The 25,209-nt window shown below is 65.4% G+C and carries 21 protein-coding genes and 1 riboswitch; of the genes, 7 read left to right on the top strand and 14 right to left on the bottom strand.

The window, feature by feature from the left end:
- Positions 1-82 precede the first annotated feature (82 nt).
- The 3 genes from C8J39_RS14130 to C8J39_RS14120 form a co-directional block, all read right to left on the bottom strand.
- The gene (locus C8J39_RS14130) at positions 83-3,076 is read right to left on the bottom strand and encodes a TonB-dependent siderophore receptor (RefSeq protein ID WP_120301047.1); all 2,994 of its coding nucleotides are present in this window, start codon (positions 3,074-3,076) and stop codon (positions 83-85) included.
- 203 nt (positions 3,077-3,279) lie between these two features.
- On the bottom strand, positions 3,280-4,011 hold the full coding sequence (locus C8J39_RS14125) for a FadR/GntR family transcriptional regulator (protein WP_120301046.1): 732 nt from the start codon (positions 4,009-4,011) through the stop codon (positions 3,280-3,282).
- The gene (locus C8J39_RS14120) at positions 4,001-5,347 is read right to left on the bottom strand and encodes a GntP family permease (RefSeq protein WP_120301045.1); all 1,347 of its coding nucleotides are present in this window, start codon (positions 5,345-5,347) and stop codon (positions 4,001-4,003) included. The genes C8J39_RS14125 and C8J39_RS14120 overlap by 11 nt, the downstream gene beginning before the upstream one ends.
- Before the next feature lie 285 nt (positions 5,348-5,632).
- Here C8J39_RS14120 and C8J39_RS14115 point away from each other — a divergent pair, with 285 nt between their 5' ends.
- Both C8J39_RS14115 and C8J39_RS14110 read left to right on the top strand, forming a co-directional pair.
- A complete protein-coding gene (locus tag C8J39_RS14115; protein ID WP_243650120.1) occupies positions 5,633-5,890 on the top strand; it encodes a helix-turn-helix transcriptional regulator in 258 nt (85 codons plus the stop codon).
- 220 nt (positions 5,891-6,110) lie between these two features.
- Entirely contained in the window at positions 6,111-9,140 is a 3,030-nt protein-coding gene (locus C8J39_RS14110) for a glycosyl hydrolase family 28-related protein (protein WP_120301044.1), read from the top strand.
- 17 nt (positions 9,141-9,157) lie between these two features.
- Here C8J39_RS14110 and C8J39_RS14105 read toward each other — a convergent pair whose 3' ends face one another.
- The 4 genes from C8J39_RS14105 to C8J39_RS14095 all read right to left on the bottom strand — a co-directional run bounded on the left by C8J39_RS14105 (position 9,158) and on the right by C8J39_RS14095 (position 12,671).
- Positions 9,158-10,363, bottom strand: a complete 1,206-nt coding sequence (locus C8J39_RS14105) for an MFS transporter (RefSeq protein ID WP_120301043.1) — start codon at positions 10,361-10,363, stop codon at positions 9,158-9,160.
- Positions 10,364-10,459: 96 nt separating this feature from the next.
- Positions 10,460-11,887: a deoxyribodipyrimidine photo-lyase gene (locus C8J39_RS14100; protein ID WP_243650119.1), complete on the bottom strand. Its 1,428-nt coding sequence runs from the start codon at positions 11,885-11,887 to the stop codon at positions 10,460-10,462.
- A gap of 100 nt (positions 11,888-11,987) precedes the next feature.
- Entirely contained in the window at positions 11,988-12,128 is a 141-nt protein-coding gene (locus C8J39_RS18835; protein ID WP_156348917.1) for a hypothetical protein, read from the bottom strand.
- Between the two features lie 141 nt (positions 12,129-12,269).
- Positions 12,270-12,671, bottom strand: a complete 402-nt coding sequence (locus tag C8J39_RS14095; RefSeq protein WP_056065005.1) for a GNAT family N-acetyltransferase — start codon at positions 12,669-12,671, stop codon at positions 12,270-12,272.
- Positions 12,672-12,856: 185 nt separating this feature from the next.
- On the opposite strand from C8J39_RS14095, the gene C8J39_RS14090 reads away from it, so the two are divergent.
- From C8J39_RS14090 to C8J39_RS14070, 5 genes are all read left to right on the top strand, one after another.
- Positions 12,857-13,192, top strand: a complete 336-nt coding sequence (locus C8J39_RS14090) for a hypothetical protein (RefSeq protein WP_120301041.1) — start codon at positions 12,857-12,859, stop codon at positions 13,190-13,192.
- Positions 13,193-13,491: 299 nt separating this feature from the next.
- Positions 13,492-13,601: riboswitch (TPP riboswitch) on the top strand.
- 45 nt (positions 13,602-13,646) lie between these two features.
- A complete protein-coding gene (locus C8J39_RS14085) occupies positions 13,647-15,944 on the top strand; it encodes a TonB-dependent receptor (protein WP_404969342.1) in 2,298 nt (765 codons plus the stop codon).
- Between the two features lies 1 nt (position 15,945).
- Complete coding sequence (locus C8J39_RS14080) at positions 15,946-17,079, top strand: phosphotransferase enzyme family protein (protein ID WP_120301040.1); 1,134 nt, start codon at positions 15,946-15,948, stop codon at positions 17,077-17,079.
- The gene (gene pnuC / locus C8J39_RS14075; protein ID WP_120301039.1) at positions 17,076-17,633 is read left to right on the top strand and encodes a nicotinamide riboside transporter PnuC; all 558 of its coding nucleotides are present in this window, start codon (positions 17,076-17,078) and stop codon (positions 17,631-17,633) included. Before C8J39_RS14080 ends, pnuC begins: the two co-directional genes overlap by 4 nt.
- Before the next feature lie 27 nt (positions 17,634-17,660).
- Positions 17,661-18,014, top strand: a complete 354-nt coding sequence (locus C8J39_RS14070) for a hypothetical protein (protein WP_243650156.1) — start codon at positions 17,661-17,663, stop codon at positions 18,012-18,014.
- A gap of 48 nt (positions 18,015-18,062) precedes the next feature.
- Here C8J39_RS14070 and C8J39_RS14065 read toward each other — a convergent pair whose 3' ends face one another.
- Genes C8J39_RS14065 through cpaB form a run of 7 tightly spaced genes read right to left on the bottom strand, consistent with a single transcriptional unit; the run spans position 18,063 to position 25,161 of the window.
- Positions 18,063-18,455: a hypothetical protein gene (locus C8J39_RS14065; protein ID WP_107954487.1), complete on the bottom strand. Its 393-nt coding sequence runs from the start codon at positions 18,453-18,455 to the stop codon at positions 18,063-18,065.
- A 54-nt stretch (positions 18,456-18,509) separates the two neighbouring features.
- The gene (locus C8J39_RS14060) at positions 18,510-19,502 is read right to left on the bottom strand and encodes a type II secretion system F family protein (protein WP_056488706.1); all 993 of its coding nucleotides are present in this window, start codon (positions 19,500-19,502) and stop codon (positions 18,510-18,512) included.
- 10 nt (positions 19,503-19,512) lie between these two features.
- Entirely contained in the window at positions 19,513-20,478 is a 966-nt protein-coding gene (locus tag C8J39_RS14055; protein ID WP_120301224.1) for a type II secretion system F family protein, read from the bottom strand.
- Positions 20,479-20,524: 46 nt separating this feature from the next.
- Positions 20,525-21,814, bottom strand: coding sequence for a pilus assembly protein CpaE (locus C8J39_RS14050; RefSeq protein ID WP_120301037.1), 1,290 nt, complete (start codon positions 21,812-21,814; stop codon positions 20,525-20,527).
- A complete protein-coding gene (locus tag C8J39_RS14045) occupies positions 21,814-22,446 on the bottom strand; it encodes a CpaD family pilus assembly protein (RefSeq protein WP_120301036.1) in 633 nt (210 codons plus the stop codon). Before C8J39_RS14045 ends, C8J39_RS14050 begins: the two co-directional genes overlap by 1 nt.
- Positions 22,447-22,493: 47 nt before the next feature.
- Entirely contained in the window at positions 22,494-24,116 is a 1,623-nt protein-coding gene (locus C8J39_RS14040; protein ID WP_243650117.1) for a type II and III secretion system protein family protein, read from the bottom strand.
- A gap of 1 nt (position 24,117) precedes the next feature.
- Positions 24,118-25,161, bottom strand: a complete 1,044-nt coding sequence (gene cpaB / locus C8J39_RS14035) for a Flp pilus assembly protein CpaB (RefSeq protein ID WP_120301035.1) — start codon at positions 25,159-25,161, stop codon at positions 24,118-24,120.
- Positions 25,162-25,209 lie beyond the last annotated feature (48 nt).

Raw genomic sequence — 25,209 nt, 5'->3', positions numbered from 1 at the left:
GACACGGGTCGTTTGCCCATCGGTCACGTTGGCACGGTCTTGGGACGCTCCCCGATAGCAACCGCTACCGGGGACAGGTCGATCAGAACCGGGCGCGGACGCCCAGGCGGTAGAAGCGGCCAAGCGTGTCGTACAGTGCCGGGTTCACGTCGAGGCCGGTGTTGGTCTGCGGCGCGGGCTCTGGGTCGTGATCGAACAGATTGTCGACCTTGAAGAACATACTGACCTGCTTGGTCAGGTTCACCGAACCGCCGAGGTCAATGTAGAAGGCACCCTTCATCTTGTTATAGTCGATGGTCGGGTGGTTGGCGGTCGAGACCGGGCAAGCGGTGGTGCAGACGACATATTGATTGCCGAACACGCCGTCCGAGAACCAGCGCTCCTGCAGGTTGAGGCTGAAGACGTCGTTGTCGTAGCTCTGCGTCGCCAGCCACTTCCAGTCCGGCGTCGCGCCGTTGTTGGCTCCGGCCTGGTCGACGACGTCAACGCCGGCGATCCCGGCGTCGACGAGGAACTCCTTCACATGCGTACCCAGCACGCGGAGCGTGAAGTTGCCAGGAATGCCGAGTGGCTTCTTCCACTGATAGCTCGCCTCGATGTCGAACCCGCTGGTCTTCCACGATGCCAGATTGAACGGCTGGACGTTGATGAAATTGCCGCCCTGGGTCGGGCTGTTCAGCACGAAGCCGCCGCAGAACGCCTGATTGCCCTCGAAGCAGAAGCGGACGATCTGGTCTGGCGACAGTGTCGAGACGACGCCGTCTAGCTTGATCTTGTAATAGTCGAACGACAGACCGAGACCCGGTGCCCATGACGGGTTCGACAGGACGATACCGACCTCGGTATTGCGCGCGATTTCCGGCTTCAGAGCAGGGTTGCCGACGGTGTTCTGGAACGCCTGCACGCCGCTACCGGAAAAGGGATTGGTAAAGTTCGGCAGCGTAGTGACGGTCGGTGCGGCAAACAGTTCGGACAGGTTCGGCGCGCGGACGTCGCGCGACGTGACGGCGCGCAACCGGATACCGTCCAACGGCGTATCCCAAGTGCCGCCGGCCTTCCACGCCCAGACCGTGCCCGACGTTGAGTAGTGCGTCACGCGACCGGCGCCGTTCAGGTTGGCACGACCGATGGCTTCGCTGTTGAACAAGGGCAAGTTGAGTTCGAGGAACCCCTCATACACCTCGTACTTGCCGCGGCCGTTCTTGTAGTTGCCGGCTGCCCAGTTACTGCCCAGCGCGGAATTCAACAGCGGATCGGCGGGATAGGCGGTGCTGTTGGGGCTGAGTGCGGTTACGCCCGCACCATAGGGATCGCCGTGGACGCGGTAGAATTCGCGACGATACTCGCCACCGAAGGCAACCGCCAACGGCCCGGCCCACAGGTTGAGCGGCTCGCCGGAGAAGTTGAGGCTGGCGACGTCCTGCGTCAGCTTGGTGCGCTGGAGCGGCCCATTGGCAGGCGTGACGTAGGCAAGCGCCGATGCCGACGGCACCGCACCGCCGAAGATGTTGATAGGCTGGCACCCGGCGGCGCGTGCGGCAGGATCGGCGCAGACAATCGCGCCGTTCAGCGTGATCGCGTTGGTCGCCGCGACATAGCGGGGCTGCAACACGGTATTGTCGACGTCGATCGCCGCCTTTGTGATGCCGTGCTCGTAATACGCATCGTAGGTCCAGGGCGTGCTGCCGATCTCGAATTTGCCCTTGAGACCGCCGACGAAACGGTATTGGCGCCGGTCCGTCTGGACCAGCGGATCGGGGAAGTTGCCGTTGCTGGTACCGAAGTTGAACTGCGTGATCCCTGGAGTCCCGGTAGCGGGATTTATCGCCGTCGCACAACGATCCCGCACCAGCTGCGGCAGGAAGGGGTTGGCGCACTGCACGGTCAGGTTAGGGCGGTTGTACCCCGGGCTCGGCTGGTTGCTGGTCTTCACCTGCGCGACGTTGACGGTGACATAGGCCTCGTTGTTCTCGGCAAAGTCGAAGCCGATCCGCCCGAAGCCGTTGAGCCGTTCAAGCGAGGATTTGAGCGATGCGCCCGAGCCCGGCGCGCCCGACAGGTCGCCGCCGACGCAGAAGCTGTTGGCGGGGAAGCAGTTTGTGACGCCGCCGGTGCCGGTCGGACGACCGTTCGAGCCATAGTTGAAATTATACGGCGCGCCGTTCTGGTCGAACGCGATGCCCTGTAACGGGCCGTTGTTGATCAGGCCGAAGCGCGCATATTGATAAGGCTGGGCATAGTCGCGGTAGTTGAACTGCGGCAGGCCGTTGTTCGTTTGTCCGGTGTTGACGAGCGTAGTGGCTCGGTACCAGTCGCGACCCTTGGCGAGGTCGGTGCCGAAATCGCCCGGGCCGACGCCGTCCTCGTCGTCATATTCGCCGCTGACGATCAGGTGCAGCTTGTCGCCGAACAGCGCGGTGCCGAACGCGGCCTGGACCAGGCCTTGCTTGTCGTCGCCGTAATTGGTGATGCCGCCCTGGACGTTCGCCTTGAAGCCCTTGAAGCGCGTGTCGGTGATGAAGTTGACCACGCCGCCCACCGCGTCCGAGCCGTAGGAGGCGGATGCGCCGCCGGTGACGACGTCGACGCGCTTGACCAGCAACTGCGGGAACATGCTGATGTCGGGTACGCCGGAGACGTTGGCGCCGACGACGCGCTGGCCGTCGAGAAGGGTCAGCGTACGGATCGGGCCGAGGCCGCGGAGTGAGAAGGAGCTCAGTCCTTGCGTACCGCTGGACGTGCTGAACGTGCCGGTGGAGGCGCCGGTCGAACCCTGCAGCGACGGCAGCTGCGCGACCGCGTTGAAGATATTGGGCTGTGCGTTCTTGAGGATCTGGTCCTCGCCGATCACGGTTGTCGGCGTCGGTGCGTTGTAGCCGCTCGAGACGATGCGCGACCCTGTGACGACGATGTCCTTGTCCGGCGCGGCCTGCTCTTCTGCAGCGGTCTGCGGGGTCAGCGTCTGAGGCGGCGCTGCCGGATCGGCCGATTGAGTCGAAGCGGGCAGGTCGGACGGCGGGGCAATTGTCTGGGCTGCGGCAGGGGCGCAGAGCAACGCGGTGGCCAGCACGATCATGCTGGTTGCGTTAACATTGAAAGATCCGACTGACCGTCGACTGCGCGTAACCTTGTTCATCCGTCCATCCCCTTGTCGCACGTAGCGCGTGCCGTGGTCCGGCTTGGCCACGTGTCATTCTTGTCGTTCTCTACGATATACTGAGCGCGGTATCATCTACGACCATGGTCGCAGGCGCGGCGCGTGAGCCGAAGCCTGATGCGTCAGGGCATCAGGCGCTTGCGGCCTTGCGAGAGATGCCAGCGCATCGCCAGCGCCGCGCCGTCCGCATCCTGCGCGCGGATGGCTTCGACGATCGCGTCGTGCTCGTCCATCATCGCCTTGATCACTTCCGGCGCACGCGACCGCGAGATGTCGACCCCGGCGCGGAGGATCCGCATCACCGCATCCTGGAGGTGATCGAAGACCGGCAGGAACGCGGCGTTGGCGGTCGCCTCGGCGATCGCGCGGTGCAGCACCCAGTCCTCGTCATGCGCCGGCGCGTTCGACAGCAACGCGGTGCGCAATGCCTCCAACGCGTGTTCGATCGCGTCCATCTGGTGGTGCGACCGGCGTTGTGCCGCGAGCCGCGCCGCCTCCGCTTCCAGTACGAAGCGCACTTCGTAGGTGCCGAGCGTCGCCGCGATGTCGGCCATCGGCATGTGCGACCCGAGCCGCTCCGACGGGCGCCGCTTGACGTAGGATCCCGCACCGCGCCGCGCCTGTGTGATGCCGTCGGACGCGAGCCTCGCCAGCGCCTCGCGGACGATCGTGCGGGACATGCCGAACATCGTCGCCAGCTTGTCCTCGGCCGGAAGCCGGTCGCCGACCGCGAGATGCTCGTCGAGGATGATCTGGACGATCGCGGTATAGGCGCGATCCGCCAGCCTTAAGCCGCTTGCGGCGGGCTTGTCCGGAACGATCGGCGGCGGGTCGCTCGGAGTCTCAGACGACATGGCTGAGCGCCAGGACGAACGCGAGGCCGACTACCGAGATCGACGTCTCCAGCATCGACCAGGTGCGGAACGTGTCCGCGGTGCTGGTGCCGACATAGCTCTTGACGAGCCAGAAGCCGGGATCGTTGACGTGACTGAAGAACACCGAGCCCGCGCCGATCGCGAGCACGACGAGTTCGGGGGACACGCCCGAGCTTGCGACGACGCCTGGCATAATGCCGACCGCAGTGATCGTCGCGACCGTCGCGGAGCCAGCCGCGAGGCGGATGCCGACCGCGACCAGCCAGCCGAGCAACAGCGGCGAGATCGAATACATCAGTACGGTGCGCGCGAGCAGGTCGGACAGGCCTGCGGTCACCAGCACCTGCTTCAATGCGCCGCCCGCGCCGATCGCCAGCAGGATCGCGCCCGCCGCGCCCATCGTCTCGTGCCACACCGCATTCTGGATCGCAGCCTCACGAAGCCGCCGGCCGAACAGCAGCGGGAGCGCGATGAGGTTTGTCAGCAGCAACGCGACGACAGGGTTGCTCGCGGCGACGAGCCATGCGGTTCCTTTCATACCCGGGATCATTTGGCCCAGCTCGCCGGTCGCGATCATCAGCACCGGCAGGAGCACGATCAACAGCGACCACAGCCGCGGCGGCGGGGCGATGCCGAGCCCCGGATCGTGCAATACCGGCGCTTCCAGCCGCACGCCGCGCGTGGTGAACTTCGCGAGCAGCGGCCCGGAGATGATCGCCGTCGGAATGGCGATCGCGATGCCGTACAGCATCGTCTTGCCAAGGTTGGCGCCCAATGCCTCGACCGCGAGCAGGGGGCCGGGGTGAGGCGGGACGAGTGCATGGACCACGCCGAGCCCTGCCAGCGCCGGCATGATCAGCCTCAACTTAGCTGCATCGCGTTCCGCACCGTCCTTGCCGGTCATCTCCTCGGCGGCTGCGACGACGATCGGCAGCAACAGGACGAGGCCGGTCTCGAAGAACAGCGGAAGCCCGACGATGATCGCGATGCCCAGCGTCGCCCATGGTGCCGCTTGCTTGCCGGTCAGCTGCAACGCGCCCTTTGCAAGCGACGCCGCCGCGCCCGACAGATGCAGCATCGCGCCGAGCGACAGGCCGAGTGCGACGACCAGCCCCGTGCCGCCGATGATGTCGCCTACCCCCTTCTGCACCGCCTTGGCGACGTCGGGGAGGGGAAGGCCGGCGAGCAGGCCGACGGTGAACGCGCCGCACAACAGGCCGATAAAGGGGTGGAGTCGACCGCGAACGATCATCAGGACGGCAAGCAATATACCCGTGAGTGCAGCGATCACGAGTCGCATGTCGGGGCTGATCATCGGCGTACAGATCGCAGTCGCGCGCGATCGTCCAGTGCTCGTGACATCACGCCCCTCCCGTTGATCGACGGCGCCTTCGCCTGCCGATATGATGGCATATCTGTACGACAGGTCTTTGCGATCTGACAACAAAAAAGGCTTGATTGCGTCCGATCGCACGGCCCATAGTCAAAACCTGTCCAACCGAATCCGCGTAACGGATCACTGGATCAACAGCGACAGCCACCGCGTCTCGGCCACCCATCGGCCGCTACGACTTCGGCCGGCGCACAGGGAGGGATGACCATGGAACGGCCTGGATACGATACGCACCAACCTTCGGCCGCGACCACTGCCGCGACGTGCGCCGCGTCGCCGCGCCTGACGCCGACGCAGATCAGGGTCCTTCGCGGCGTGCATTCGGGTTTGCTCAACAAGCAGATCGCGTTCGATCTCGGCATCGCCGAGGCTACCGTGAAGGTCCACATGACCGCCCTGATGCGCAAGCTGAACGTCCGCAACCGGACGCAGGCTGCGATCGTCGCGCAGACGCTGGCGATCTGACATCCGCTTTATCCTCCCCCGCCAGGGGGAGGTGGCGCCATAGGCGACGGAGGGGGCGGACGCGGAACAGAGGTTACCCTTACCTCCCCCTCCGTCTGGCAAGTGCCAGCCACCTCCCCCTTACGGGGGAGGATTAGGGGCTCCGAATACGACCTTCGTCGCAGATGAAGCGGGCCTCCACGAACGGTAGGACTGCTGTCCTGATAACGGGAGACGGACGATGGTTGCGAAATGGCTGCTCTGCGGAACGGCGCTTCTTGTCGCCAGCCCGTCCGTTGCAAAGACCGTGGCTGCAAAGACGGCGGCGCCAACCAAGTCGGTCTCGGTCTATCTCAGCCAGCCCGATGATCCGCGCGCGATCACCGTCAAGGGCGTCGGCGACGGCCGCGTGGACGACAGCGCGGCAATCCAGCAGGCGATCGACGCGGCGGCGGCTGGCGGTCATGGCGGCGTCGTGTTCCTGCCGTCGGGACGCTACCGGATCACGCGCACGATCTTCATCCGCTCCGCCGTCCGTGTCTTCGGCGTCGGCGCGACCCGCCCCGAGATCGTCCTTGCCGACAACAGCGCGGGCTTCGGGTCCGGCGTGGCGGCGATGGTCAGCTTCACCGGCGAGGACCAGTACCGCGTCGGCAAGGCACCCGTCCCGCCGCGCACTAGCGTGCCGTTCGATCCGGCGATCTTCGACGCGACCTCGAGCACTTTCTATTCCACGCTGTCCAATGTCGATTTCCGGATCGGCGATGGCAATGCCGGTGCGGTCGCGGTGCGCTTCCGCGTCGCGCAGCACGGCTATCTGCGGCACATCGACTTCCACATCGGCTCGGGTCTCGCCGGCGTCTATCAGGCGGGCAACGAGTTCGAGAATCTGCGCTTCTTCGGCGGCCGCTACGGCATCATGTCGGAGAAGACCTCGCCCGCGTGGCAGTTCACGCTGCTCGACTCGGAGTTCCAGGGGCAGCGCGACGCGGCGATCCGCGAGCATGAGGTCGACCTGACTCTGGTCAACGTCGCGATCCGCGATACGCCGATCGGGATCGAGATCGACCGCGGCTATTCGGATTCGTTCTGGGGCAAGGACGTCCGGTTCGAGAACGTGTCGCAGGCAGGTATCGTCGTTTCGGCGGAGAACAGCGTCTTCACGCAGATCGGATTCGACAATGCGGTCGCGAGCAACACGCCGACCTTTGCGCGTTTCCGTGACAGCGGAAAGACCGTCGCGGCGGCGGGGCCGACCTACCGGGTCGCCGACTTTTCTTACGGTCTGAAGCTGGCGGGCCTCGGTACGATCGGCGAATATGCGACCGACGTGTCGATCGCGCCGCTGTCTCGACTGCCCGCTCGACGCGCGCCTGCGATCCGGGCCATGCCGGCCGTGCGCGAATGGGCGAACGTGCGTGATTTGGGCGTCAAAGGTGACGATACCACCGACGATACCGCAGCCCTGCAGCGCGCAATCGACACTCACCGCGTGCTGTATCTCCCGGTCGGTCGCTACCGCGTCACCGACACGCTGAAGCTACGGCCCGACAGCGTGCTGATCTCGCTGCATCCGAGCCTCACGCATCTCTATCTCCCCGACGAGACGCCCGCGTACATGGGTGTCGGCGGTCCGAAGGCGCTGCTGGAGAGTGCGAAGGGCGGCAACGCGATCGTCTCCGGCTTGGGGCTGTGGACCGGGGGCGTGAACCCGCGCGCGACCGCGCTTCTGTGGAAGGCGGGCGAGGCGTCTATGATCAATGACGTCAAGATCCAGGGCGGGGGCGGCACCGTGCTGACCAAGGGCAGCCCGATCGGATTCGGCGATCCGCGCGCGCGCTTCGATGGTCAGCATCCGAGCATCTGGGTGACCGACGGCGGCGGCGGTACGTTTGCGGCGATCTGGTCGCCGAACACGCTGGCATCGGCGGGCTTCCACGTCTCGAACACCAAGACCCCCGGTCACGTCTACGAACTGTCGGCCGAGCACCATTATCGCGCCGAGATCGTCCTCGACAACGTCGAGAACTGGGAATTCCTCGCGCCACAGACCGAGCAAGAGGTGCGCGACGGCGTCGATGCGATTTCCACCGAGATCCGCAATTCGCGCAACATCTTGTTCGCCAATTACCACAGCTACCGCGTCACACGGTCGATCAAGCCGATGGACGCGGCGGTAAAGCTCTACAACTCCGGCGACATCCGTTTCCGCAATGTCCATGTGAACGCCGAAAGCGGGTTTGCGAGCTGCGATGCGAAGGGCTGCGGCACATATCTGCGCGCAAGCAAGTTCCCGTTCGAGAACACGATCAAGGACATGACACGCGGGCAGGAAGTGCGCGAACTCGAATTCGCCAAGCTCGACGTGCCGGCCGCACCTGCAACGGCGGTCCAAACCCCGATACCGGCAACGCCCGGCGTCGAGAAGCTGGCCGACGGTTTCTATTCGATCGCCGGTGGCGCGGTCGATGCGCAGGGCAAGCTGTACTTCATCGATCGCCGCTTCCAGCGGATCCATGGCTGGTCGAAGACCGAAGGCCTGTCGATCGTCGCGGAAGCGCCGCTCGACGCGGTGAACCTCGCGGTCGCCAAGTCCGGCGATCTGCTGGTGCTGTCGTCGGCCGGGCGAGACGGGACCGTCTACAGCATCGATCCGACCAAGCCGGCTGACGTTCGAGTCATCGCACCGACCCCGGCCAAGGCGAGACGCGGTGCGGCGACGGTGTTGCCCGTCAACGTCTGGGCGAACGGCGAGTTCGCCGACCGGATCGATCCTACGACGTACCAATATCCACCGCTCGCCGATTTCTTCACCGGCAAGATGGGCGAGGCGAAGGCGCAGGAATATGTCTCGCCCGACGGTTCGCTGGTGCTGCCGGCGTTCCGCGTGTGGAATCAGGGGCCGGACGATCATCAGGGTTGGCGCTGGTCCGATACGCTCGACTCTTACGGGTTCGTCACGGCGCCCCCCGGCGAGCGGGTAGTGCTGACCAACGGATCGGAGAACCGCACGTATAGCGGTCTGGTCGGCGACAATGGCCGGGTGACGGACCTAAAGGTCGTCGCACCGCGCGGCGGCGAGAGCGCAACGCGCGACGCGGCCGGCAACCTGTACGTCGCCAATGGACAGGTGTTCGTCTATCGGCCGGACGGCTCGCTGTTACGTCGTATCGACGTCCCGGAACGTCCGCTGCAACTCGTCATCGGTGGCGCCGATCGTCGTACGCTGTTCATCCTGGCGCACCACGCACTCTACTCTATCGGACTGTAAGCGGGTCGGGCGGTCGGTCAGATCGCCCGCTTGCGCCGAACCAGGCTGACCGTCTGGATCAGCGTCGCCAGCGCGGTCAGCACGATGCCGAGCATAGCCACGCCGAACCAGCCCGCCGCGGCCCAGGCCTGCGTCGCGGCGGCGGACCCGACCGCGCCGCCCAGGAACATCCCGCCCATGAAGATCGTGTTGAGCCGCGCCCGCGCTTCGGGGCGCAGCGCGTAGACGATGTGCTGGTTGGAGACGAGCGCGCTCTGGACGGCGAAATCGAGCACGATGACACCGACGACCATGCCCGCGATCGACGTCCACACGCCGAACAGGATCCACGATACCAGCGTGAGCGCGGCACCAAGCGCGATCACCATGTGCGGGCCCTTTCGATCCGCGTACCGTCCGGCGATCGGCGCGGCGAAGATGCCGACTGCGCCGACGATACCGAACAGCCCCGCGACATCGGCGCCCATCGCATAGCGCGGCTCCTGAAGCCTGAGCGCGAGGATCGTCCAGAACGCGGTGAACGCGGCGAAGATCAGCGACTGGGTGACGGTCGCCAGCCGCAATGCGTCGAACTCGCGCCATAGCCCGACGAGCGAGCGGAGAAGACCGCCATAGGACAGTGTGGCGGCTGGCTGGCTGCGGGGTAGCTTGATCGCCATCCAGAGGCCGACGGCGAGCGCCATCGGCACGCCCAGCCAGAACATCTCGCGCCAGCCGGCATGCGTGGCGACGAAGCCGGCAAGTGTCCGGCTGAGCAATATGCCGCACAAGAGGCCTGACATGACCGTGCCGACGGTCGCCCCCCGTCGGTCCGGCGCGGCGAGGTTGGCGGCCAGCGGGACGATCTGCTGTGCGACCGTGGAGGCGATGCCGACCAGCAGCGACGCGGCCACGACGAGCCCCGCGGTGGGCGCGATCGCGGCGGCGACCAGCGCGGCAGCCAGGACGGCGAACTGGATCACGATCAGGCGCTTGCGCTCGATCAGGTCGCCGAGCGGCACGAGGAAGAACAGGCCTGCGGCATAGCCGAGCTGTGTGGCGGTGGGGATCAGCGTGGACAGCTTGCCCGGCAGGTCCTTCTCGATCACGCCCAGCATCGGCTGGTTGTAATAGATGTTGGCGACCGCGACGCCGGCAGCGGCGGCCATCGCGAACGTCACGCTGCTGGTCAGGACATAGCCCGTCGTACGAGATTCCGGGCGGTCTTGCGCAGTCGATGTCATGGTCAATTCCGGTGTACGGCGCTGCGCCTGACGGGCGCGCCATGCTTGCAGGTGAATGGGTCGAGCGTCGTTAGCGGGCGACGACGCGCGCTCGGGTTAGATGGGCAGTTCGCCCGTAAGGTAAAGTGCGGACGGCAGGCCCGACGGCAGCGTAGGTTCGGGCGCGGTACGCGTTGCGGCGGCGCGAAGCCACTCCGGGCCACCGTCGCGGTGCCGGGTCGAGCCATCCGACCGCGCCGGCACCTTGCCGTAGATCGGCGGCCCGTCGCGGCCAGGCGACCCTGCGCCGAACGACGCCGCGATATTGCCGTAGGTCGACGGATCGCGCCCGTCGAGACTGAGCCGGTCGTTCAGGTAACAGGCGGTCGCCCACGCGGTCTCGGGATCGGGCGTCAGGGCGATGATCCGCTTGGCCCAGTACATGCGCAGATTATTGTGCATCCAGCCATCGACCAGGAACTGGCGCTGGCAGGCGTTCCAGGTCTCGTCGCGGGTGGTTCCGTTGAGCAGGTCGGCGAGCGTTTCCACTTCCGGACGCGGGTCAGAAGCGTGAGCGGCCAGCGTTTCGCGGGCCCATTCCGAGACGCGGTCGTAGCGTTCGGGCGAGGGAAGCGCGCGAGCCTGGTAGTGGAACCACTCGCGCCATGTCAGCAGTTCGTCGGCGAACTTGCTCTTGGCGGCGACAGGCGCATCGGCGGCTTCGACGGTGGCCATGACCTCGCGCGGGCCGATCACGCCGAAATGCAGATAGGGCGAGAGCATGCTCGCACCGACCGGCTTGGTCGCATCGTTGCGGGTCGTCGCATAGGTCGGCAGCACCGTGTCCATCAGCCGTTCGAGCTTCGTCAAGGCGCCGTCGCGGCCGGCCGGGAAGTCCGGACTGAGCGCAAGCGAATGATCGATCGCCGCATTCTCGACCAGCCGGTCCAGGTCGGCGTCGCTGCATGACTCAAGTCGATCCGATGTGAAGGGCAGGGGGCCATCATACGCCGCAATGCCCGCTTGAAGATCGGCGATCGCCACCCAATCCGCTCTCACCGCTTCGTGCCGGCGTCGAAACGCGGTGGTCGAGCCGATGCCGTCGCCGAGCAGCGCGGGGGGTACCAGACATGCGGCATTGACCGCGAACATCGCGACTTCGGTGCGGGCGGCGACACGGTCCGACTGCCAGCGCGCGACGAAGGTCGGCTGGTCCTCGACGAACACCGCGGCGCTGTCGGCGGCCAGACGATAGACCAGACCCTTCTCGCGTGCGTCGGCGCGGTCGACATGCTGGACGCAGGCAAGGCCGCGCTGCCGGCAGTCTCGCGCCAGATCGCGGCTCGCACCCAGAATGAAGCGGTGAAGGCGATCGGACGCGTAGGGGTAATCGTCTCGCAGTCCGTGGTAGACGAGGACCGGCAGGCCGAGATCGTTGCCGAGACGGATCGCCGCGTCGATTACCGGATTGTCGCGGGCACGCAACGCCTGTTGCAGCCAGCAGAGAACGTAACGCCCGCTTGATCGGATGTCGGCTGCGTTCATCCGACGAACGCGAGGCGCCTCCGACCAGGATTGTAGCGGCGGGACGTTCGAAGCTTGCGGGAATTGCGGTATCATTGTCGCCCAACACACAGGCTTCGTTCTACGATCCCTTAAGGTCGTGAGTATGCATTGCATCGAGCGCCTCGGAGATCAGCGCGGCGACGACGGTCTGGCCAAGCGCATCCGCCTCCACCAAGGCATCCTCAAGATGCTCGCGAAGCCGTTGATCGGGATTTAGCATCCGTTGTGGCATATCCGAATATACCGACCGCAACGTCTGACTACAGAAGTCGTCACTTCGACTAGTCCCGCAAAAATACCACTTCGGCCCACTAATTCCAAAAAAGATATCGCTACCTTGCGCAGCGGCCGGATTTTCGAATCATAAATCGCGGTAGTAAAAGATTTCTGGTTCGTCTGCCGGACGTAAGCCGACGATCTGCCCTGCCGGTTGCCAGTTGGTAAGCCTCAAAAGTCCGATTGCTGCGCTGTTGTCGGCACCGGTCGAGATGAAAACCCGCCCGTTCAGGATCGAATTCAGTTCGGCTATCAACGATTGGGCGATCCCGTGGCGACGATAGTCGGGATCGACGACCAGTTTATTCACATAGTCCATGCCGATGCATCCGCCGGTCTGCCACGCGATATAGCCTGCGATGACGCCGTCCACTTCGGCGACCAGCATGCGGCGCTCGACGATCTCCGCGATCCGGTCTCCGGGAAAGGAATCGAACGCCATCAACCGGGACAGGTCATAGGGTTCGGCGGCTCGGATCGCGGTCATGCTCTCTCCCTGCTGCAACCGATCGCTGGGTCCAGGTCGGTGGCTTGAAGGGCAGAACGGACGTTCCGGCCGGAAGTCTCACGAGTTGCTCTGCATCATAGAGATTCCTGGTACGTTCCTCCTCCGTCCGACGGCCGTGCGCGAACGAGTTGCCTGGACCACGTTCGCGCGGATAAGCTGCCGCCATGGAAAACACCGCACCCCAACTCGACCTGTTCACCCGTCTCGAAATCGCCATTGAGGAACGTAACGAAGCTGCCGAAGCCTTCGACATCTTCAAGCAGGATGCCGTGATGGCGCACGCTCCCACCGCTGGAGCAGAGCCTGCGGTGACGAGCGAGGACGCCGCCGATGCCGCCGCAGGCGAGGTCGACGACTTCAACGCCGAAGTGAACGCGCTCTTGCAGGGCGCGACGGACGCGGAGCTCGCGGGTGCGTACGAACAGTCGGGTGGCGAGGTCGGCAACCCGGTGGCCGAGGCGCTGTTGGGCGAGATCAAGCGTCGCGAGGGTCGCGCCTAACCGTCCGACGCCGCCGTTAGCCGAGACATTTCACGGCACGATGAGTCTAAATGCCGCGCTGCAACGTATTTGTCATACCGTCGCGGCGTTGGCGCTCCCTTGCCGACCCGGACGGTGCTCGTTGATCGAGCTGCCGAGGCGGTCGGCCTACCTTGTTTTCACAGCATGTTTTCTGGGTAGGCCGGCCGCTGCGCGCCGTTCTTCGGAATGGTCTTGAGGTTTGCCACTGCATGACGTGAGGCACTCCAGCCAGATCAACACGATAGCCCTTTCCACTACCCGCCCAACCGCCTAAGCGGCACGCATCCCCGGGGGGCCGCTGATGTGCGGCTGAGAGGTGGGCAACAGCCCATGACCCGCTGAACCTGATCCGGCTTATACCGGCGTAGGGAGGGTCTGCGGCTGGCCCGTCGTCCCTCCGATTGGAGTGGACGTGACGTTTTTAACTGCTGGTTTGAGTGTAATTTCCGCGGCGCGCGAGCGCAGGCTTTTAGGCCTGGTCGCAGCGACCCTCGCCGCATCGTCGGCAGGCGCGCAGGTGGCCGACCCGGTCGAACCTGCCGAAATCCGTGTGGTCGGCAAGCAGGACCCGGCGGGTTTGCTCCCCGACCAGAAGGTGCCGCGCGCGCAGAGTGCGATTTCCGCCGACTTCATCGTCAAGCAGGCGCCGACGCTCAACGCGTTCCAGCTCGTCACGCTGCTGCCCGGCGCGAACGTCGCGTCGAGCGATCCGTACGGCCTGTCGACGAGTTCGAGCCTGACGTTGCGGGGGCTTGGCCAGGACGAGATCGGCGTGCTGATGGAGGGCGCGCCGCAGAACGACATCGGCTATTATTACGCCTATCCGTCGCAGTTCGCCGATCCCGAGAACCTGAAGCGCATCTCACTCGCGCAAGGGTCGGTTGATATTGATTCACCCACGCTCGGCGGCGCAGGCGGTCTGTTGTCGCTGACGCTGGACGATCCGAAGGCGCGTCCTAGCGCACTCGTCGACCTGTCGCTCGGCAGCTACGCAGCGCGGCGGGGATTTTTCCGGGTCGATAGCGGGACGATCGGTAACACCGGGCTGAAGGCGTTCCTGTCCTATTCGAACACGCGCGCGGACAACTGGCGGGGTGCCGGTTTCGACACGCGCCAGCATATCGACGCGAAGATCCTGGGGGAATGGGGCGCCGGCAACCGCGCCAGCCTCGCACTGTCGTATAACGACGCGAACTCGTCGAGCTATCCGAGCCCGACGCTTGCCGAGTGGAACGCGCAAGGTCGCGGCTTCAACTACGACAAGCGCTATACGGAGGGGAATACGAATTACTGGCGGCTGTACCGCGCGCCGTTCCGCAACCTCTACGCCTCCGCGCCGGTGCACTTGATGCTGACCGATCGGCTGGCGCTCGACAGCACCACCTATCTCCAGTTCGGCTACGGCAACTCGCCCTACGGCACGCAGCTGACCACCGAAGGCAATTTCCTTGGCACCGAGGAGCTGGCGCAGCCGATCGCATTGCCCGGCGCAGTCGATGGCGTGGCAACCGTGCTCGGCAATTATACCGGCGACCAGATGCGGACCGGCAACGTCAGCAAGCTCACCTTCAAGACCGGCGCGCACACGCTCACCGCCGGGCTCTGGTTCGACTACGGCACCGACCGCGTCACCCAATCCTACACGTCGGTCGACGCCGATGGCCGGCCGACCGACCGCTGGGGCTACCGCGCCAAAGCGATCCGCACCGCCGACGGCCGCCTGCTCGCCTATGAGAATCAGCGCACCGTGACGGTAACGAAGGGCTTCTTCTTCGCCGACAGCATCGCGCTGACGCCGCGGCTGACGATCGATGCCGGGTTCAAGGGCGTGAACGTCCTGCGCAACGGCCGCAATTACCTGCCCGGGCCGCAGGACAAGGTGCGCAACGACAGCTTCGCCGCATTGCCGCGTGCCGCGATCCACTACCGGATCGACGATCGCCAGCAACTGTTCGCCAACATCACCACCAACTTCCGCACGCCCAACGAGTTCACGCTCTACAACAGCTATTATGGTGGCGAAGTGGTCGTGCAGGGGACGAACGCGCTCAAGAACGAATATTCGGTGTCGCAGGAGATCGGCTATCGGTTCATCGGCGAACAGCTCTCCGCCTCGGTGTCCGGCTTCCACTACAAGTTCCGCAACCGCCAGCTCGCGACCGTGCTCGACCAGGGCGGTGCGCAGGTAAATGCCACGCTCAACGCCGGTGGCCAGACCTCGTACGGCGTCGATGCGGAGATCGATTACCGGCCGGTCGCAGGCGTCAGCCTGTACCTCTCCGGCGAATATCTGCGCGCGCGGATCGACGACGACCTGCCGGTCGGCGCGGACTTCCTGCCGACCAGGGGCAAGCACGCGGTGTCCAGCCCGACCGTGCAGTTCGGCGCAGGCGGGATCTATGACGACGGGCGGTTCTTCGGCAGCGTCGCGTCGAAATATATCGGCCGGCAATATGCGAGCTTCATGAACGATGAGCGCATCAAGGGCTATGCGACGCTCGACCTGTCGGTCGGCATGCACCTTGCTGACTGGCTCGACGGCAAGCGCACCGACCTGCGCGTCAACGCGATCAACGTCACCGATCCGCACGTCCTTGCCGGCGTGCAGTCGGTCAGCACCAACGCGCAGGACACGATCGGCCGAGGCGACACGGTCATCGCCGCCTCGCCGCCCGCTTATTATATCGGCAGCGGCGCGGCGGTCATGGCGACGATCTCGCGGGCGTTCTGAGGTGGCGTCGCAGCTGAAGCATCTGGTCCACGGCATGGGTACGACGCTAGAGGCGCCGACTTGGCCCGCCATCGCTGCGGACGAGGCCGAGGCGGTGCTGGTGCATTTTCCGGCGGCGGGGCGGATGACCGGGCTGTACTGGCATTCCCCGCGCCCCTTCTCCGCCGCGACGCTGGTGCACACGACCAACGGCGCGTTCCTGTTGAAGCGCCACCATCACCGAGTCCGCACGGTCGAAGGGCTGGCCGAGGAACACGCATTCATCGGGCATCTCGCGGGTGCGGGCGTGTCGGTGCCCGAAGTGATGGCGACCGCACAAGGGGCGAGCGCCGTCGCGATCGGTCCGTGGTCGTACGAACTGCACCGTCAAGCGCCGGGGGAGGATTTGTATCGCGATCGGCTGTCGTGGACGCCGTTCCTGTCGCTCGACCATGCCCATGCCGCCGGCGTGGCGCTGGCGGAACTGCACGTCGCGGCGCGCGGGTTCGATGCGCCAGCGCGATGCCGACAACCCCTGGTTTCGAGTTTCACCATACTTCCTGCCGCCGATCCGCTGGCTGCGGCGAGCGCATATGTTGCCGCCCGCCCGGCGCTGACCGCGTTCCTCGCGGAACGCCCGTGGCAGGCGCAACTCGCGCGATTGTTCGAGCAGGCCGATAGCGACCTGTCGTCGCTTCTCGCGAAACAGACGCCGTTGTGGACGCACAACGACTGGCATCCCTCTAATCTTCTCTGGACGCGAGAGGGCGCGGTGCGGACCGTGTTCGACTTCGGGTTAGCGGATCGCACCAACGCCGTTCACGACATCGCGACGGCGATCGAGCGAACGGCGGTGCGGTGGCTGGATCTGGGGCAGGGGGCGGACGATGCGATCGCCGATCCCGAGACGGCGCTGGCGCTTATGGCGGGCTATGCCGAAGTCCTGCCGCTGAGCCATGAGGAGATCGCCGCGGTCGTGTCGCTGTTGCCGCTGGTCCATGTCGAATTCGCGCTGTCGGAGGCCGATTACTTCACTGCCGTCGTGGCGGACACCGCGTCCGCCGCCATGGCTTGGGATGATTATCTGATCGACCATGCGGCGTGGTTCTTCTCGCGTCCGGGCCAGGACTTTCTGCGCCGGATCGCTCAGTCATGACGCCGCTCGAGATCATCGCGGTCGCCGTCAGTTTTGCTGGGATATGGCTGACCGCGAAGCGCCGCATGTTGTGCTGGCCGGTCAATTTCATCGCCTGTGCGCTCTACTTCAAGCTGTTCCTCGACGTACGGCTCTATGCGGACATGGTGCTCCAGGCGCTGTTCGCGATCGCCATCGTCTATGGCTGGCAGGCTTGGGCGCGCGGCAAGGACGATAGCGGCGACGTCGTCGTCGAGCCGTTGCGGCCATCGCGCGCGCTCGCCGGTCTCGGCGCGGGTGCGGTCGGGGCGTTCGTGATCGGCTGGTTCATGAGCCGTTACACCGACGCGGCATTGCCATGGGCCGACGCGACGCTCAGCAGCTTCAGTCTGGTCGCGCAATATTGGGTCGCGCGACGTCATGCGGCGAACTGGCTGCTGTGGATCGCGGTGGACGTCCTGTATATCGGGATGTTCGCCTACAAGGGTCTCATGCTCACTGCCGGCCTGTACGCGGCGATGGTCGTGCTGGCTGTGATCGGATATCGGCGCTGGCAGGCGCGCTCCACCGGCTAGCGCGCGCGAAACGGAGATTGGGCGTTGGTGGACAAAAAGGACTGGGACGGCGACGCGGTCCGCAAATGGCTGGACGCACGGGGTATTGCTGCGCGATCCGAGCAGGTTGTGGCCGAGCGTGGCGGCCGTGAATTGCAGGATGACTGCGACAAGGCATCGGCCGAGGAGATGGTCTGTGCGCTGATGAGCCGGAAGGGCGTGGCGGATAGCCGGGCCGCTTTCGGCGCAGCGCTTGCCGCATTACTCGAACGCGACGAGTATATCTGGCGCGGCGTCTACAACGATACGCGCTTCGACCGGCACGTGCGGTCCTACGCTAGAAAGCTAGTTAAAATGGCGAAGACGAACACCGGGTTCGAGAACGTCGCACATTACCAATAGGCTTCGATAAGGCGGCCTGCTCGGTGGTGAGTGGGCCGCCTTAAGATATTAGCGACGGTCGAAGTCGAACCAGCCGCGCTTGGTGCCATCATTATTGTAGGCCGGGCGCGCCGACGACGCGGCTACGGGACGCGTGTCAGGCGACACGAAGATCGAGCGATCCTCGACCGGCGCACGCGTCGTCGTCACGGGGGCGACTGGCGCTACCGGCGTGGCCTTTACGAGGCGCGCATTCTCGTGTTCGGCTTCGACCGCGCGCTTTTCGGCTGCGGCGGCGCGGATGTCGGCGTCCTTCTTGGCGACCGCGTGGGCATCCCGTTCGGCGTGATAGCGCGCCTTCCACTTCTTGCCACCGGGATGGCTCGCCAATCCGAACAGCCAGCCGGCGACGAAGATCAGTGCGAGCGCGGCGAATTGCGTGGGCGTGGAAAACAACGGCATCTGGAAAACCCTCCTGTTACGGGGGCTCAACGATCCGCCCGCGTTGCGGTTGCCTTAGCCCTTGAGCAGCGCGTCGGAGATCGAGCAGGCGGCTGGCCCGAGGATGACCACGAACAGCACCGGCAGGATGAACAGGATCAGCGGCACGGTCATGATCGCGGGCAGACGTGCCGCTTTTTCCTCGGCGCGCATCATGCGTTCGTTGCGGAATTCGCCCGACAATACGCGCAGCGCGGAGGCGAGCGGCGTGCCGTATTTCTCGGTCTGGATCATGGTCGTCACGACGCCCTTCACCGCGTCCAGCTTCACGCGCAACGCGAAGTTCTCGAACGCGCTGCGGCGGTCGGTCAGAAAGCCCAGCTCGATCGCGGTGAGCGTGAATTCCTCGCCCAGTTCGGGATAGGCACGGCCGAGTTCGCGCGCGACGCGGTGGAACGCGGCATCGACGGTCAGGCCAGCCTCGGCGCAGATCACGAGCAGGTCGAGCGCATCAGGAAGGCCCTTGCGGATCGCATCCGAGCGCTTCTTGATCTTGTTGTCGAGATACAGGTCCGGCGCCTTGTAGCTCAGGATGAAGCTCATCGCGACGAGCCCGTATTTCTTAAGCGGACCCCAGGTCGCGAAACCGTCGGTGCCATAGACCCAGTAGAGCATCGCCCCGCCGATTACGATCGGCAGCACCAGCCGTCCGAAGATCACCGCCGGCGCCCATTCCTTCGAACGGATGCCGGCCTGCATCAGCTTGACCTGGACCGCCTTGACCTGGCTGTCCTGCAGCACTTTCATCGACGACAGAATGCCGCGCATCCGGTCCGCGGTGTCGTTGCGCGTGACCAGTTTGGCGCGGCGCTTGGTCGAGGCGGTGATACCGGCCTTCAACTGTTCGCGCCGGTCGTTTAGTGCCTTGACGCGTTTCGCCATTGGATCGTGAACCGTCGTCACCGCATAGATCGCGATCATCACGGCGAACGCGGCGACGCCCGACAGGATCGTCGCGACCCAGAGTACGTCGACCCCGAGCAGGGTAGGTCCGGCGGTCTCGCCCATCGTCAGTCCCTCAGATCTCGAAGTTGATCATCTTGGCCATGATGAAGGCGCCGATCGCCATCCACGTCATGCCACCCATGCCGATCATTATCAGCCGCTCGTCGACGAAGAACCGCTGCATATAGGTGCCGTTGATGAACCAGATCAGCCCGAACACGATGAACGGCAGCGCGCCGATGATGTAGGCAGACGCCTTCGATTCCGACGACATCGCCTTGATCTTGAGCTTCATCTGGCCGCGCATGCGCAGCACGTTTGCGAGGTTGGCGAGCGTCTCGGCAAGGTTGCCGCCGGTCTCGCGCTGGATCGCGATGGTGATGACGAAGAACTGGAATTCCGGCGTTCCGAGCCGGTCCGCGGTCTCCTGGAGCGCGGCGTCCATCGTCCGGCCGATCTTCATCTTGTCGCTGACCGAGCGGAATTCCTCGCCGACCGGGCCGTCGAGTTCGTGGCCGACGACGCCGATCGTCTCGCTGATCGGCAAGCCGGAGCGCAGCCCGCGGACGAGCAGTTCGATCGCGTCGGGAAACTTCGCGGTAAACTTGGTGACGCGTCGCTTGATCGTCTTGCCGACGACCAGATGTGGCAGGCCGATGCCGACGAACAGGCCGAACAGCAAGGCGAGCAGGATCGGCATGCCCTTGAACAGCATAAGTGCGGCGACGACCAATGCTATCCCGGCCGTCGCCATGCCGTATTGGCCGACCGTCCAGTCCTTGCCCGTCATGGCGAGCCGCTTTGCGAGCTGGACCGGATTAGGGAGGATACGGCCGAACGCCAGATCCATCTTGGTATCGCGGGCATGCGAAATGCGCCGCATGTGTGCGTCCGCCACGGTGATCTCGTCGCCGTGCCGTTCGCGCAACGCCACGAGCCGGCGCGATTTCGCGCGGCCCGGCGAGGGCCCGGCGAACGCGAACACGATCATGCCCAGCACGATGCTCGCGCCGACCATCACGAGCAGGAGCGGCGCCATGCCGGTCATCGCGCGACGCTCGTCAGGTGGGCGTGACCATGCACGGTCATTTCGCTTTTGCCGGCTTCAGCGTGCGCTTCGTCATCAGCCCGCGGAGCTCGCCGAACTTGCCCATCAGCGACCGGCCCCTGGACGCCTTCGCACCGTCGATGCCGCAGTCCGCGACTGCTGCGGCGAGCGCGCTGGCGAGCGCGACGATCGGCGCGATCGTCTTGCTGGTCTTGCCGACCTCGACGATCGGCTTGCCGAGCTTGGCCGACTGCGCCGCAAGCTTCTGGTCGAACGACACGAGGTAATCGATCTTGCGCTCGATCGAGCCCTCGAAATCCTTGCGGCTGATCTCGAGCTGACCGCCGGTGTGCACACGGTTGGCGACCACGAACAGCTCGATCTGAGGCGCATTCGTCTTCAGCCACGACAGGATACGGATCGTATCGCGCGCGGCCGCCAGCGTCAGGTCGGTGACGATCACCGCGAGCTTCACGTCGCTGATCAGGTGCGGGTGCTGAATCATCATCGCCCGCGGCAGATCGACGACGGTGCATTCGAACGCCGCGCGCATCTCCTCCTGCAACTGGTAGAAGGCGGAGCCGTCGGTGACCACCGGCGAGCTGATCGGGGCTTCCGCGCTGAGCACCGAAAGGTTTTCCGTCGCCTTGACCATCGCGCGTTCGATGAACAATCCGTCGATGCGGCTCGGATTCTCGATCGCGTCGGTCAGGCCGCGGCCGGGCTCGAGATCGAGGCTGAGCGCGCCCGTGCCGAAATGCACGTCGAGATCGAGCAGCGCGGTCGAGCGCTTCTCCTTGTCGGCGAGCAGCCACGCGATCGAGGTCGCGATCGTCGATGCGCCGACGCCGCCGCGCGTGCCGATCACGCCGACCGAGCAATGCGGACGCTCCGGCGACAGGTCGACGGGCTTCGGTGCATTGAGCATCATCTGCGCATGAACGAACGCCTCGCGCAGCATGTCGGGATGGAGCGGCTTCAGGAGGTAATCCTGGATACCGCTCGCGACGAGGTCACGGTACAGGCGAACGTCGTTCACCTGGCCAGCGGCGATCACCACCGTGCCGGGCTCGCAGACTTCGGCGAGCGCGTGGATGTCGTTCAGCGGATCGCCCGACTCGGCGAGATCGACGAACAGGATTTGCGGGGATGCGGCAACCGACAGCGACTGGATCGCGTTGCGCAGTCCGCCCTTGTAGATCTTGTCGACCGACCAGCCAAGTTCGGTCGCGATCGGGCGCAATGCCGCCGCGGTCGTCTCGTCGCAGACATAGGCGGTGAAGGGATCGCGACTGGCGGCGCCAGCGGGCTTCCATGGAGCGTTCATCACTTGCCTCCCGGCGTAGCTGCGGCGAGCGAACCGGCACCGGTCGGCGCTTTCTTGCGGTACGTGTCGATTGCCTTGTACGAGGCGGCGGTATCGGTGGTCTCCGCCCCTTCCTTGCCGCGCACCAGGTCGGCCGGGTTGGCGATCATCGCCGCGAGGTTGCTGTTGATCGCGCAGCCGAAGTTGGACGACGTGTTGGATTCGAACTCGTTGGTCGCGTTGCGCGACCAGTCCGGGCAGTGCGGCACCTGCGCGCGCATCCGGCTGACAACCACCCGGATCGATCCCGGCGTGACCGAGGCCGGGGTGACCGGCGCGTCGTCGCTCAGCAACAGGCCATAGCTCGCGACCACGGCGGCGACGTCGCCGTGCGCGGCAGGGCCTTCGCCCGCGGGATCGTCGATGGCTACGCGGTCGCCATAGCCAAGCCGCATCGCGTTCATCCAGCCGGCAAGCCGTTGCTGTTCGCCCGGCGCCAGTGCACCGCCCGACACGCCGAGATCGAGCGCATAGTCGGAGCGACTGACGACCGGTTGATGGACCGATTCAAGACCGCGATTCTCGGTACCCATGCACCCGCCGAGCAACAGCGCGGGGGCGAGGGACGCTAACAGGATCGACTTGGTGATCATCGGAAATCCTTGATGCGGTGTTCGCAAGCAGCGGGGCACGGGCCGGCTCAATTCGAGAAACCTGGCGCGGGCACGGCGCCCTTCTTGGTCTTGGCGCCATTCCCGTTGGCAGGGCGCGCGGCGATATCGTCCTCGCTGCGGCGGACGTCGCTACGCGGCATCGGCATGACCGGGGCGGCGGCGCCGATCGCCGGGGGAACATAGGACGGTCGCGCGATCGTCGGCACCGGCCGCTTGCCGCCACCGGTGGCGCTGAGCGTTCCCAGCAGCACGCGGTCGATATCGGTCGGTGCGCGCGCGCCATCGGTCGGCAGCGCGATGTCGCTGGCGTTGTTGACCGGCTTCACCAGATACGGCGTGATGACGATCACGAGTTCGGTCTCGTTGCGCTGGAACGCGTTGGAGCGGAACAGCGCGCCGATGATCGGCAGGTTCGCCAGCCCCGGCGTCTTGTCGTAGCTGTTGTTGTTGTTGTTCGACAGCAGGCCGCTGATCATCATGCTCTGGCCCGAACCGAGTTCGACCGTCGTCTCGGTACGACGAGTCGTGAGGCCGGGCACGCGCGTGCCGCTGAGCGTGATCGCGTTGGCGTAATCGAGCTGCGACACTTCGGGGCGTACCCGAAGCGAGATCCGACCATCCGACAAGACCGTGGGCGTGTAGGCGAGGCTGATGCCGTATTGCTTGTACTCGACCGAGATCGTGCCGAGCGCCTGCGCCAGTGGGATCGGGATTTCGCCGCCTGCCAGGAACGTGCCCGTCTCGCCCGACAGCGCGGTCAGGTTCGGGTTGGCGAGCATCGTCACCTGACCGAGCGTTTCACCGAGATCGATCGCGCCGAGCAGGTCCATGCCGAGCAGGCGCCCCGCCAAGCCGATGGTCGAGCCGATCGCTGCCTTGGCGGGAAAGCCGTAGAGCGTGTTGCCTGGCCGTGCGCCGTTGGCGTCGACAGGCGCATTGGGAAGGCCAACGACGCCGGGGGCAGTCGTAATGGTGCCTTGCCGACCCTGCGCGATGTTGAAGAGGAAGTTACCCGAACCCCGGCTCGTCAGGTTCACGCCGATGTTCTTGACGAAGTTCCGCGTGACTTCGGCGACGCGCACCTGGAGATTCACCTGCAGAGGCGTTGCGGTCTTCAGTCGCGACACGACCTTGGTCGAATCACCAACGAACGCCTGTACCAGCCGCTCGGCTTCGGCGGCATCCTCGGGTGCGGCGACCGTACCCGTGAGCAGGATCAACCCGTTCATCGGCGTCGCGACGACCTGGGCTTCGGGCATCGCGAGTCCGAGCATCTGCTGCACCGAATCGAGGTTGTTGCCGACGCGGATGGTCGAGGCGTAGACGACGCCGCCGCCCTTTGCGGTTGCCGAGATCGTCGTCTCGCCAGTCTTCTTGCCGAACACGTAAAGCTGAGTCGGCGAGCGGACCTGAACGTCGGCGATGGTGTCGTCGGCGACGAACAAGTCGCTCATCGGCCGCGCCAGCGTGACGAGTCGTCCGCGACCGGTGTTGACCTGGACGACGGGCAGGCCTGAGGGCGCGGCCTGGGGGCGGGCTTGTCCCCGCTGGGCAAGTGCGGGGGCGGAAGGAGCTGCGGTGGCAGCCACCAGCGCGATTGCAAGCGGCCAGCCGATATGGGGCAGGCGGCGCGTCATGGAGATACGCATCTTAATTCTTCCCCCCGACCGGAACGAAGGTCACTGCGTTGCCGCGGGCGACCCGTACTGCCGGACCTTGCGTCACGACGGTGCCGCCGCCGCTCGGCTGTGGACTGTTCATGACCTGCATCGGTCCACCATTTGGTCCGCCGCCTTCTGGTGGCCGGCCGGGCACCGTGCTACGCCGATAGCGCGAGACGTCGGCGCCGGTCTGATAGCTGGATGCGCCGGAGATGGGCTGGCTGGCGACCCGCACCAACATCGCCTTCTCGGCTTTCGGGTCGGTGCCGTTGGGCACGCTAACGGCGCCCGACGCGATCGCTTCTTCCAACTCGGCGGAATTGTCGGCGATCGACCGTAGCGACAATGAAAGCGAGCCGAGCGTCTGTGCGAGCGCAACCTGCTCCGCGATCTTCGGCGTCGCCTCGATCGTCACGTTGGAGAAGGTCTTGACCTCGGTCTTGCCGTCGGATCCCACCAGATTGTCGGTCCGCTGATCGGTCGCGAGCACGCGGATGTTGCGCATGATCGTCTCCGACACCTTGAGAGGTTCGCCGTCGCCGCCGCCCTTGACCTCCTGCGTGAGGACCAGGTCGATCCGATCGCCTGGAAACACGAACCCGGCGACGGCGGCTTGTGCCGACACGGGGACGGTGACCGCGCGCATGCCGGGTCCGAGTGCCGCGGCGAGGAACCCTCGATCGCCGGGCTTCACGAGGGCACCCTGCGTCACCGGCTGCCCGGCGGTGATGATGCTGCGCACCACCGTGCCCTGCAGCGATTTCAGGTCGGTCTTGTCGCGGAGGTAATAGGCGTTGTCTACCAGCTCCTTCGGCCAGGGCTGGAACTTTAGCGCGGTGGCGTCGAGGATCGTGCCGACCGGGAGCGAGCGGGTTGCGACCAGGACTTCGGGGCCGTCGATGATCGGCGCGGCGATCGCGGTGGCGCCAGCTTGCGGCGCCGAACTGCCGGCGATCAGCGTTCGGGCGAAGAAGGCCGTGACGGCTGCGACTATAAGCGCGCCGACCAGCAAAATGATCTTGCGTGTATCCATGACTAGATCGTGCCTTTCAGGCGCCGCGAATGTATTTCGACGTTAATC

It is taken from the genome of Sphingomonas sp. PP-CC-1A-547, from assembly GCF_003610375.1.
Lineage (GTDB): Bacteria > Pseudomonadota > Alphaproteobacteria > Sphingomonadales > Sphingomonadaceae > Sphingomonas.
The sequence above is the reverse complement of the archived record's forward strand: the minus strand, read 5'-3'. Positions and strand labels throughout refer to the sequence as shown.

Coding starts and splice junctions, on each gene's coding strand:
- C8J39_RS14130 (WP_120301047.1), bottom strand. CDS start 3,076: ATGATCGTGCTGGCCACCGCGTTGCTCTGCGCCCCTGCCGCAGCCCAG.
- C8J39_RS14125 (WP_120301046.1), bottom strand. CDS start 4,011: ATGTCGTCTGAGACTCCGAGCGACCCGCCGCCGATCGTTCCGGACAAG.
- C8J39_RS14120 (WP_120301045.1), bottom strand. CDS start 5,347: ATGATCAGCCCCGACATGCGACTCGTGATCGCTGCACTCACGGGTATA.
- C8J39_RS14115 (WP_243650120.1), top strand. CDS start 5,633: ATGGAACGGCCTGGATACGATACGCACCAACCTTCGGCCGCGACCACT.
- C8J39_RS14110 (WP_120301044.1), top strand. CDS start 6,111: ATGGTTGCGAAATGGCTGCTCTGCGGAACGGCGCTTCTTGTCGCCAGC.
- C8J39_RS14105 (WP_120301043.1), bottom strand. CDS start 10,363: ATGACATCGACTGCGCAAGACCGCCCGGAATCTCGTACGACGGGCTAT.
- C8J39_RS14100 (WP_243650119.1), bottom strand. CDS start 11,887: ATGAACGCAGCCGACATCCGATCAAGCGGGCGTTACGTTCTCTGCTGG.
- C8J39_RS18835 (WP_156348917.1), bottom strand. CDS start 12,128: ATGCTAAATCCCGATCAACGGCTTCGCGAGCATCTTGAGGATGCCTTG.
- C8J39_RS14095 (WP_056065005.1), bottom strand. CDS start 12,671: ATGACCGCGATCCGAGCCGCCGAACCCTATGACCTGTCCCGGTTGATG.
- C8J39_RS14090 (WP_120301041.1), top strand. CDS start 12,857: ATGGAAAACACCGCACCCCAACTCGACCTGTTCACCCGTCTCGAAATC.
- pnuC (WP_120301039.1), top strand. CDS start 17,076: ATGACGCCGCTCGAGATCATCGCGGTCGCCGTCAGTTTTGCTGGGATA.
- C8J39_RS14065 (WP_107954487.1), bottom strand. CDS start 18,455: ATGCCGTTGTTTTCCACGCCCACGCAATTCGCCGCGCTCGCACTGATC.
- C8J39_RS14060 (WP_056488706.1), bottom strand. CDS start 19,502: ATGGGCGAGACCGCCGGACCTACCCTGCTCGGGGTCGACGTACTCTGG.
- C8J39_RS14055 (WP_120301224.1), bottom strand. CDS start 20,478: ATGGCGCCGCTCCTGCTCGTGATGGTCGGCGCGAGCATCGTGCTGGGC.
- C8J39_RS14050 (WP_120301037.1), bottom strand. CDS start 21,814: ATGAACGCTCCATGGAAGCCCGCTGGCGCCGCCAGTCGCGATCCCTTC.
- C8J39_RS14045 (WP_120301036.1), bottom strand. CDS start 22,446: ATGATCACCAAGTCGATCCTGTTAGCGTCCCTCGCCCCCGCGCTGTTG.
- C8J39_RS14040 (WP_243650117.1), bottom strand. CDS start 24,116: ATGCGTATCTCCATGACGCGCCGCCTGCCCCATATCGGCTGGCCGCTT.
- cpaB (WP_120301035.1), bottom strand. CDS start 25,161: ATGGATACACGCAAGATCATTTTGCTGGTCGGCGCGCTTATAGTCGCA.